Source organism: Streptomyces thermospinosisporus, from assembly GCF_039526425.1.
GTDB lineage: Bacteria > Actinomycetota > Actinomycetes > Streptomycetales > Streptomycetaceae > Streptomyces > Streptomyces thermocarboxydovorans.
This window is the reverse complement of record NZ_BAAAIZ010000042.1, coordinates 67,181-76,027: the sequence shown is the minus strand read 5'-3', so window position 1 is coordinate 76,027 and position 8,847 is coordinate 67,181. Positions and strand designations below refer to the sequence as shown.

8 protein-coding genes and 1 pseudogene are annotated in these 8,847 nt (G+C 72.1%); 6 read left to right on the top strand and 3 right to left on the bottom strand.

Annotation, left to right across the window (positions count from 1 at the left end):
- Window positions 1-876: WD40/YVTN/BNR-like repeat-containing protein (locus ABD207_RS16475; RefSeq protein ID WP_344013725.1), on the bottom strand; the 876-nt coding region annotated here is incomplete at its 3' end.
- A 339-nt stretch (window positions 877-1,215) separates the two neighbouring features.
- Between ABD207_RS16475 and ssgD the strand changes: the two genes are divergently transcribed.
- From ssgD to ABD207_RS16445, 6 genes and pseudogenes are all read left to right on the top strand, one after another.
- The gene (gene ssgD / locus ABD207_RS16470) at window positions 1,216-1,632 is read left to right on the top strand and encodes a spore wall synthesis regulator SsgD (RefSeq protein WP_344013723.1); all 417 of its coding nucleotides are present in this window, start codon (window positions 1,216-1,218) and stop codon (window positions 1,630-1,632) included.
- A gap of 80 nt (window positions 1,633-1,712) precedes the next feature.
- A complete protein-coding gene (locus ABD207_RS16465; protein WP_344013721.1) occupies window positions 1,713-2,873 on the top strand; it encodes a GDSL-type esterase/lipase family protein in 1,161 nt (386 codons plus the stop codon).
- Between the two features lie 397 nt (window positions 2,874-3,270).
- The gene (locus ABD207_RS16460) at window positions 3,271-4,896 is read left to right on the top strand and encodes an ABC-F family ATP-binding cassette domain-containing protein (RefSeq protein ID WP_344013719.1); all 1,626 of its coding nucleotides are present in this window, start codon (window positions 3,271-3,273) and stop codon (window positions 4,894-4,896) included.
- Window positions 4,897-4,961: 65 nt separating this feature from the next.
- Window positions 4,962-5,387, top strand: a pseudogene (locus ABD207_RS16455) (excinuclease ABC subunit UvrA); the annotation flags it as partial.
- Between the two features lie 96 nt (window positions 5,388-5,483).
- Window positions 5,484-6,260 (top strand): dimethylargininase, encoded by a 777-nt coding sequence (gene ddaH / locus ABD207_RS16450; RefSeq protein WP_344013717.1) that lies wholly within the window; start codon window positions 5,484-5,486, stop codon window positions 6,258-6,260.
- Between the two features lie 225 nt (window positions 6,261-6,485).
- A complete protein-coding gene (locus ABD207_RS16445; RefSeq protein ID WP_344013715.1) occupies window positions 6,486-7,463 on the top strand; it encodes an acyl-ACP desaturase in 978 nt (325 codons plus the stop codon).
- 51 nt (window positions 7,464-7,514) lie between these two features.
- On the opposite strand, the gene ABD207_RS16440 is transcribed toward ABD207_RS16445, so the two are convergent.
- On the bottom strand, window positions 7,515-7,772 hold the full coding sequence (locus ABD207_RS16440) for a WhiB family transcriptional regulator (RefSeq protein WP_344013714.1): 258 nt from the start codon (window positions 7,770-7,772) through the stop codon (window positions 7,515-7,517).
- Between the two features lie 155 nt (window positions 7,773-7,927).
- A complete protein-coding gene (locus ABD207_RS16435) occupies window positions 7,928-8,716 on the bottom strand; it encodes a VOC family protein (protein ID WP_344013713.1) in 789 nt (262 codons plus the stop codon).
- Window positions 8,717-8,847 lie beyond the last annotated feature (131 nt).

The following is an 8,847-nucleotide window of genomic DNA, read 5'->3' as shown; positions in this document are numbered from 1 at the left end:
GCCGTCCGCGGTGTGCGCTGCGGCGTCCGGTGAGGGCTGGTCCGGGCGGAAGTCGCCGCCGACGGTGAGACCGTGGGTGCGGTCGCGGAAGGCGAGCGCGAAGACACCGCGGGCCGGGTCGCCGGCCGGGACCGGGGCGTCGGTGGCCGTCCAGGTGCGGCCGCGGTCGGCGGAGTGCAGCACCCGGGCGCGCTCGGCTCCGCCGGTGGCCAGCCAGACGTCGTTCGGCCCGGCCGAGACCAGGCACTGGCCGCCGGCCGCGAAGCCGGCCTCGCCCTCCGGGGCGGGCGGCATGCCGTCGTCGGGCAGCACCGTCCAGGACCGGCCGCCGTCGCGGGTCGACAGGATGCGGAACCGGCCGTCCACCGGGTCGCTCATGGCCAGTCCGTGCCGGCGGTCGAAGAAGGTGAGGCAGTCGTAGAAGGCGCGGGCGTCGGTGTTGCGGAAGGACTCGGTCCAGGTGGCGCCGCCGTCGTCGGTGCGGTAGATGCGGGACGCCCCGCCCTCGCCGATCGTCAGCGCGACGGCCCGCCGGGCGTCGAAGGCCTCGATGTCCCGGAACTGCAGCTCGCCCGCCCCGGGCGGTGAGACGTCGCGCCAGCTGCGCCCGCCGTCGGTGGTGCGCAGCACGGTCCCCCGGGTGCCGGCCAGCCAGGCGGTCTTCCGGTTGACGGCGGCCAGTCCCCGGAACCGCACGTCCGGTGCGCCGCTGTCCTTGGGCGCCCAGTGCGGTGTCTTGTGCCCGCGTCCGTGCGATGCGGGCCCGTCGGTCGCCGCTCCGTTCGCCAGCGCTCCGTCCGCCAACGCTCCGTTCGCCTGCGCAGGTACGGCGGTCAGCGCCGCCAGCGCCGCGGCGCACACGCCGGCCGCCGTCACCCTGAGGCGCTGGATCCCCGCCCGTCCCGGCCGGCCCTGTCGTCCGCTGCGTCGCGTGCTCCCCAAGCGCCTCATGGCGGGCGAAGCCAGCCCACCGCCCGGGCGCCGTCCAGAGGGCGAGTTAACGATCGTCACACGCGCCACAACCCTCCCCAAGTGCCGTAGGTCGTACGTGAAGAGCGGAGCCATCGGTGGGCATGAAGGCGGTGACACAGGTCACTCGGCCCTTGTGTGCACGGATCGGCTCATTCCGTCGTCTCTTCAAGTAGCCGTCCCCGGTCCCCGTCCGCCCGAGAGTCCGTCAGAAAGCCCGTCCAGCCGTCCCGAGGGAGCAAGGCGTTGCCCACCGTCATCGAGCAGCCCGTCGAGGCCCGGCTCGTAGCCGCCGCACCGCGGATGCAGAGCATTCCCGCCACGCTGCACTACGACCGGAACGATCCGTTCGCCGTCCGGATGACCTTCCCCGGACCCGCCACCCTGGAGGGTGTGGAGGTCAGCTGGACCTTCTCCCGCGAGCTGCTCGCCGCGGGTCTGGAGGGCCCCCAGGGCCAGGGCGACGTGCGGGTGCGGCCGTACGGCTACGACCGCACGGTGCTGGAGTTCCACGCCCCCGAGGGCACCGCCGTGGTGCATGTGCGCTCGGGCGACGTGCGCCGCTTCCTGGAGGCCACCGACGAACTGGTGCCGGCCGGCCTGGAGCACCTGCAGCTCGACCTGGACCACGACCTTGCGGAGCTGATGCGCGACGCCTGCTGAGGCTCGCGCCGGGGCGGCCCTCGCCGGGCGTGGCCGGAAACCGTTTGCGGATGCCCCGCACGGTTGGACAGCCTGTGATCATGGACTGGATCACCACGCCCGTCACGGACGAGCTGCTGCGCGGCGCACTGGAGCTGGAGCGGACCGGGCAGGGTGTGCAGCCGCACCGGCTGCCCGCGCGGGCGCGGGCGCAGGCGGACGGGCAGGTGGTCATGGCGGAGGCCCAGCCGTCCGGGGTGCGGCTGGTGTTCCGTACCCGGGCGACGGCCGTGGAGCTGGACGCGCTGCGCACCAAGGCCGTCTACCAGGGGGCCCCGCCCCGCCCTGACGGTCTGTACGAGCTGCTGGTCGACGGTGAGCCCGCCGGGCGCTCCTCGGTCGGCGGCGGCCATCAGGTGGTGACGGACCTGGCCACCGGGGCCACGGAGATGCGCACGGGGCCGGTCGGCACGGTGCGGTTCACGGGACTCCCCGAGCGCGACAAGCGGGTGGAGATCTGGCTGCCGCACAACGAGATGACGCAGCTGGTGGCGCTGCGCACCGACGCTCCGGTGGAGCCGGTGCCGGCCGGGAACCGCCGGGTGTGGCTGCACCACGGCAGCTCGATCAGCCAGGGCTCCGACGCCGGGAGCCCCACCACGACCTGGCCGGCGCTTGCGGCACGGCTGAGCGGGGTGGACCTGATCAATCTGGGGCTGGGCGCGAGCGCGCTGCTCGACCCCTTCACCGCGCGGGCGATGCGGGACACGCCCGCCGACCTCGTCAGCCTCAAGATCGGCATCAACCTCGTCAACCAGGACGCGATGCGGCTGCGGGTCTTCACGGCCGCGGTGCACGGCTTCCTGGACACCATCCGCGAGGGTCACCCCGACCTTCCCCTGCTGGTGGTCTCGCCGCTGCTGTGCCCGATGCACGAGAACACCCCGGGCCCCAGCGCGTTCGACTTCAGCAGGCTCAGCGAGGGGAAGCTGGGTTTCCACGCCGCCGGTGATCCCGCCGAGGTCGCCGCCGGGAAGCTCACCCTCACCGTCGTCCGCGACGAGCTGGCCCGCATCGTGCGGGAGCGGAGCGCCGACGACCCCCATCTGCACTACCTGGACGGCCGCGAGCTCTACGGCGAGGCGGACCACGCCGAGCTGCCGCTGCCGGACGACCTGCACCCGGACGCGGCCGCCCACCGCCGCGTCGGCGAGCGCTTCGCGGAGCGGGTGTTCGGCAAGGGCGGGGCGTTCGCGGAGTGATCCGCCGGGCGCTGCGGTCCTACGCCGCGCCGGCCCGGTGGCTCCCCGTGGCCCGGAACCCCTGCCCCGGCCCGGCGTAGGACCGCTTGCGAAAAGGGTGTTGACGCCCGGACCGTACTCCCTTACAGTGTATGGCAGTCCTGTTGCCGTCGATTGGAGAAGGACGTTGCTCCACTGAGGTCCTGAGACACCGCGTGACACGCCTGAAGTGTGTCCGTCGTGTGCGACCTCGGCGTCGAGCCGTCCCCGCGGAACAGGGCTTTTCCATGCCCCGACCTTCCCGCCGGCGTGTGCCCCGGCAGCCGTGCCGGTGTGCGGCCCCCGCGCCCCGTCGCCCCCTCGCGGTGTCTCGGAACGCGATTGTTCCCGCCCGCTTCGAGCAACCGCGGAGGCCCGCATGTCTTCCACCATCGTCTGTACGTCCCTGTCCTACGCCTGGCCCGACGGCACCCCCGTCTTCGAGAACCTCGACGTGACCTTCGGCGCCGGCCGCACCGGCCTGGTCGGCGTCAACGGGTCCGGCAAGTCGACCCTGCTGAAACTGATCGCCGGTGAACTGGCACCGGCCGACGGCACCGTCCGGGTCGCCGGGGAGGTGGGGTATCTCCCGCAGAATGTCACGCTCGACACCGCGCTCCGCGTCGACGAGGCGCTCGGCATCGCCGCCCGGCGGGCCGCGCTGCACGCCATCGAGGCGGGCGACGCGTCCGAGGAGCACTTCGAGACCATCGGCGACGACTGGGACGTGGAGGAACGCGCCCTGGCCACGCTCGGTGAACTCGGCCTCGGCACGCTGGAACTGGACCGCACCGTCGGCGAGGTCTCGGGCGGCGAGTCGGTGCTGCTGCGGCTGGCCGCGCTGCTGCTGCGCCGGCCGGACGTCCTGCTGCTCGACGAACCCACCAACAACCTCGACCTGTACGCCCGCCGGCGGCTGTATGCGGCCGTCGAGGGCTGGGCGGGCGTGATGGTCGTGGTCAGCCACGACCGTGAACTGCTGGAACACGTCGACCAGATCGCCGATCTGCGCTCCGGGGAGGTCCACTGGTACGGCGGCAACTACTCGGCCTACGAGGCGGCCCTGGCCGTGGAGCAGGAGGCGGCCCAGCGCATGGTGCGGGTCGCCGAGGCCGATCTGCGCCGGCAGAAGCGAGAACTGGCCGACGCCCAGATCAAGCTGGCCCGCCGCAAGCGCTACGGCCAGAAGATGTGGGACAACAAGCGCGAGCCCAAGGTCGTCATGGGCGAGCGCAAGCGGCAGGCCCAGGTCGCGGCCGGCAAGCACCGCCTCCTGCACGAGGAGAAGCTGGCCGAGGCCAAGGAGCGGCTCGACGACGCGGTGGAGGCCGTGCGGGACGACGACGAGATCCGCGTCGACCTGCCGTACACCGCCGTGCCGCAGGGCCGCGACGTGCTGATGCTGCGGGACCTGGAACTCGCCCACGGGCCACGGCTGAAAGGGGGCCTGGATCTGCGGGGCCCGGAGCGGGTGGCGCTGATCGGGCGCAACGGCTCCGGGAAGACGACCCTGCTGCGCACCATCGCCGGGGAACTGGCGCCGGTGGCGGGCGAGGTGACGGCGCACGTCCCGCTGCGGTTCCTGCCGCAGCGGCTGGACGTCCTCGACGGGGAGCTGTCGGTGGCCGAGAACGTGGCGCGGTTCGCGCCTCAGGCCACCAACAACCGGATCAGGGCGCGGCTGGCCCGCTTCCTGTTCCGGGGCGCCCGCGCCGACCAGAAGGCGGCGACGCTGTCCGGCGGCGAACGCTTCCGGGCAGCGCTGGCCGCGCTGATGCTGGCCGAGCCCGCGCCGCAGCTGCTGATGCTGGACGAGCCCACCAACAACCTCGACATGGCGAGCGTCCGCCAGCTCACCACGGCGCTCGAGAGTTACGAGGGCGCGCTGATCGTGGCCAGTCACGATCTGCCGTTCCTGGAGTCCATCGGCATCACCCGCTGGCTGATCACGGAGGAGGGAGAACTCAAGGAAACGACGACAGAGGCTGTCGGGTATTCCGCCTAGCGTCGGCGGCATGAGCGCATCCGCCGACCACACCGCGTACCTCACCATCACCCGGGGCCTTGCTGCGCCGGCTGCGGGCGCTGAGGGACGTCGGCCTCCCCTACCTCACGCTCGGCCAGCCGCTGTCCACGCTCTCCGGCGGCGAACGGCAGCGGATCAAGCCGGCGACCCGGCTGCACCGCACGGGTGCGACCTATGTGCTGGACGAGCCGACGACCGGGCTGCACATGGCCGACGTCGACGGTCTCCTCGCCCTGCTGGACCGCCTGGTGGACGCGGGGAACACCGTGATCGTGGTCGAGCACGACCTGCAGGTGACCGCGCGCGCCGACTGGGTGATCGACCTGGGCCCCGACGGCGGCCGGGACGGCGGCCGGGTGGTCTTCGAAGGAACCCCGGCGCAGCTGCTGGAGGCGGAGGGCTCGTGGACGGGTGTGCATCTGCGCCGGGCGGCGCGGCGCGCCCCCGGCCGCCCGGTTACCGGTGGTTAAACTCACCGGCGGTGGGGGGTGTCCCCGTCCGGTCCCGGCTTGCATGATGGTCGGCCGACGCCCACGTCACGTTTCATCCGATTCGGAGTCACGCCCGTGCCCAGCAAGAAGGCCCTCGTCCGCCGTCCCAGCCCGCGCCTGGCCGAGGGGCTGGTGACCCACATCGAGCGCGAGAAGGTCGATGTCGACCGCGCGATGGAGCAGTGGGAGGCGTATGTGGAGGCCTTGCGGAAGCACGGCTGGGAGACCGTGGAGGTCGACCCGGCCGACGACTGCCCGGACTCGGTGTTCGTCGAGGACACGGTGGTGATGTTCCGCAACGTCGCGCTGATCGCCCGGCCGGGCGCCGAGTCGCGCCGCCCGGAGACCGCCGGGGTCGAGGAGGCCGTGGCGGGCCTGGGCTGCTCGGTGAACTGGATCTGGGAGCCGGGCACCCTGGACGGCGGCGACGTGCTGAAGATCGGCGACACCGTGTACGTCGGCCGGGGCGGGCGGACCAACGCGGCCGGGGTGCAGCAGCTGCGGGCGGCGTTCGAGCCGCTGGGTGCGCGGGTGGTCGCCGTGCCGGTGAGCAAGGTGCTGCATCTGAAGTCGGCGGTCACCGCGCTGCCGGACGGCACCGTCATCGGGCACATCCCGAACATGGACGCCCCGTCGCTGTTCGACCGCTTCCTTCCGGTGCCGGAGGAGTCCGGCTCCCATGTGGTGCTGCTCGGCGGGGACAAGCTGCTGATGGCGGCGAGCGCGCCGAAGACGGCCGAGCTCTTCGCCGACCTGGGTTACCAGCCGGTTCTGGTGGACATCGGCGAGTTCGAGAAGCTCGAGGGCTGTGTGACATGTCTCTCGGTGCGGCTGCGCGGACTGTACTCCTGACGAGCGGATCGAGGCCCTCGTAGTCCCTCGTTCGGCCCCCGGACCTGCGGGTTGCGGGGGCCGCGCCGTCCCGGGCAACTCCCGCGGCCACGGTGCTGATCAGCGGCCTTTACGATGCCCTTAACCTACGGCTACGTAACCTACGGATTCGTAGCCTACGATTCCGTAGGTTCCCGGCATCGCTCGCCGGGACCAGTACCTGTCACACGTCCCCCTGGAGTTCCCGTGACGATCGCTTCTCCCCACCTCGGCAGCCCTTCCACTGTCTGGACCGACGCGCGGCTGCTGTACGCCCTGGAAGAAGTGGTCGAGAAGGAACTCAACCGGCATCTGAAGGTCGCCAAGGACTGGATGCCGCACGAGTACGTGCCGTGGAGCGACGGCCGCAACTTCCCCGCCTTCTTCGAGGACGGCGAGGCCTGGGACAAGGAGCAGTCCAAGGTCACCGAGATCGGCCGGATCGCCCTGGTGGTGAACCTGCTGACCGAGGACAACCTCCCCAGCTACCACCACGAGATCGCCTCCCTCTTCGGCCGGGACGGCGCCTGGGGCACCTGGGTCCACCGCTGGACGGCGGAGGAGGGCCGGCACGGCATCGTGATGCGGGACTATCTGCTCGCCTCCCGCGCGGTGGACCCGGACAAGCTAGAGCAGTTCCGCATGGCGCACATGAGCGAGGGCTTCGAGTCGGACAACCGGCACTCGATGCTGCACTCGGTCGCCTATGTCGCCTTCCAGGAGCTGGCCACCCGCATCTCGCACCGCAACACCGGCCACCAGTCGGGTGACCCGGTCTGCGACCGCATGCTGGCCCGGATCGCCACCGACGAGAACCTGCACATGGTCTTCTACCGGAACCTGCTCAAGGCGGCCTTCGAACTCGCCCCGGATCTGACGATGCAGGCGGTGCGGGACGTCGTGGTGAACTTCCGCATGCCCGGCCACGGCATGCCCGGCTTCGAGCGGGCCGCCGCGCAGATGGCGATCGGCGAGGTCTACAACCTGCGCATCCACCACGACGACGTGCTGCAGCCGGTGCTCCGCTTCCTGAAGATCATGGAGATCGACGGTCTGGGCCCCGAGGGCCTCAAGGCCCAGGAGGAGCTGGGTCTGTACATGAACGGCCTGGACGAGGAGGCCAGGAAGTTCGACGAGAAGCTCGCGGCCCGCAAGGCCCGCATGGCGGCCCGCGCCGCCGGCTGAGCACCGGCCCTCACCCGGCTCGCCCGGGCCGACCGACGCCGTGGGGCACCCTCAGCGCCCCGTCCGCCGCAGCTCCATCCGCTCCTTCTCGGACAGCCCGCCCCAGACGCCGAAGCGCATGTCGTGGGTCAGGGCGTACTCGAGGCAGGTGGCGCGGATGGGGCACAGCGCGCAGATCCGCTTGGCCTCCCGCACGGAGCTGCCGGGCTCGGGGAAGAAGAAGTCACCTCCGGTCTGCGCGCACAGCGCCTCTTCCTGCCAGGCCAGGTCGGGAGAGGCGCCGCTTTCGAGGTCCAGGTGCGAGTGCATGGCCGGAAGCGTGCCGGGCGGCGAAAAACATTCCCTCAACGCCGGATCAACGCAGGCCGGAGCGGCACGCTGCGCCTGGCCCTGTCCCCTCGGGCATCCGGCACGACTGTGGCGCCCTCGGCCCCGAAAAGCACGGCGGCACGCCCGGCGCGGGCTCAGCTCTGCCGGGGTTCTCCCCTCAGCACCGCGAAGCGCGCGCCGTGCGGGTCCTCGAGTCGGGCGAGGCGGCCCACGCCGGGGATCGACTTGGCCGGCATGCGTACCTTGCCGCCGAGCTCGACCGCTCTGGCCACGGCCGCGTCCGGGTCGTCGGCGCCGAAGTAGGGCAGCCAGTAGGGCCGGCCGCCCGACTGCGACTCCACCGGGTCGTCGGCCACCGGCACCAGCCCGCCGAAGGTGCCGTCCTCGCCGGTGCCTGCCGTGCCGAGGGAGGTGTAGACGCCGCCCGGGAAGGTGACGGCGGCGGTCTCCCAGCCGAGCACCGAGTTGAAGAAGGCGGCCGCGCGGGCGATGTCCGGCGTGTACAGCTCGGCCCAGCACAGCGAGCCGGCCGTCATGACCCGGTCGAGACCCTTGCGCCGGCCGGGCTCCCAGATGCCGAACGGCACTCCCGCCTGGTCGGCGAGGACCACGGAGGTGCCCTGCTCCATGACACGGGTCGGCGGCTGGATCACCGTGCCCCCGGCCTGCTCGGCGGTCCTGGCCGTGGCCTCGGCCTCGGAGCTCTGGAAGTAGAGGGTCCAGGCGGCCGTCTCCTGGGCCGGATTGCAGGCCGCGACGATGTCGCCGTCCAGCTCGAAGAAGCCGTATCCCCCGGCCTGGGGTCCGGCGGAGCGGAACTCCCAGCCGAGAAGTCCGCCGTAGAAGGCCACGGCGCCCTCGGCGTCGGGCCCGCCGACCTCGATCCAGTCCGGACCGCCGTCGACGAAGCTGGTGGTCAGCATGGCGCCTCCTCCTTGAAGTCCGGCCGGGGGCCGTCGTCTCCCGACCCTCGTGCCGAGTCTCGCACCCGGCACTGACAATCGGCCGTCTCGCGCGGTTCGTCCGGTATGCGAGGTTCGCGGGGTGGGCCTAC

Bases quoted from the DNA above. Each gene is read 5' to 3' on its own strand.
- ABD207_RS16440 (WP_344013714.1), bottom strand. From the start codon at position 7,772: ATGCACTCGCACCTGGACCTCGAAAGCGGCGCCTCTCCCGACCTGGCC.
- ABD207_RS16465 (WP_344013721.1), top strand. From the start codon at position 1,713: ATGGACTGGATCACCACGCCCGTCACGGACGAGCTGCTGCGCGGCGCA.
- ABD207_RS16460 (WP_344013719.1), top strand. From the start codon at position 3,271: ATGTCTTCCACCATCGTCTGTACGTCCCTGTCCTACGCCTGGCCCGAC.
- ABD207_RS16435 (WP_344013713.1), bottom strand. From the start codon at position 8,716: ATGCTGACCACCAGCTTCGTCGACGGCGGTCCGGACTGGATCGAGGTC.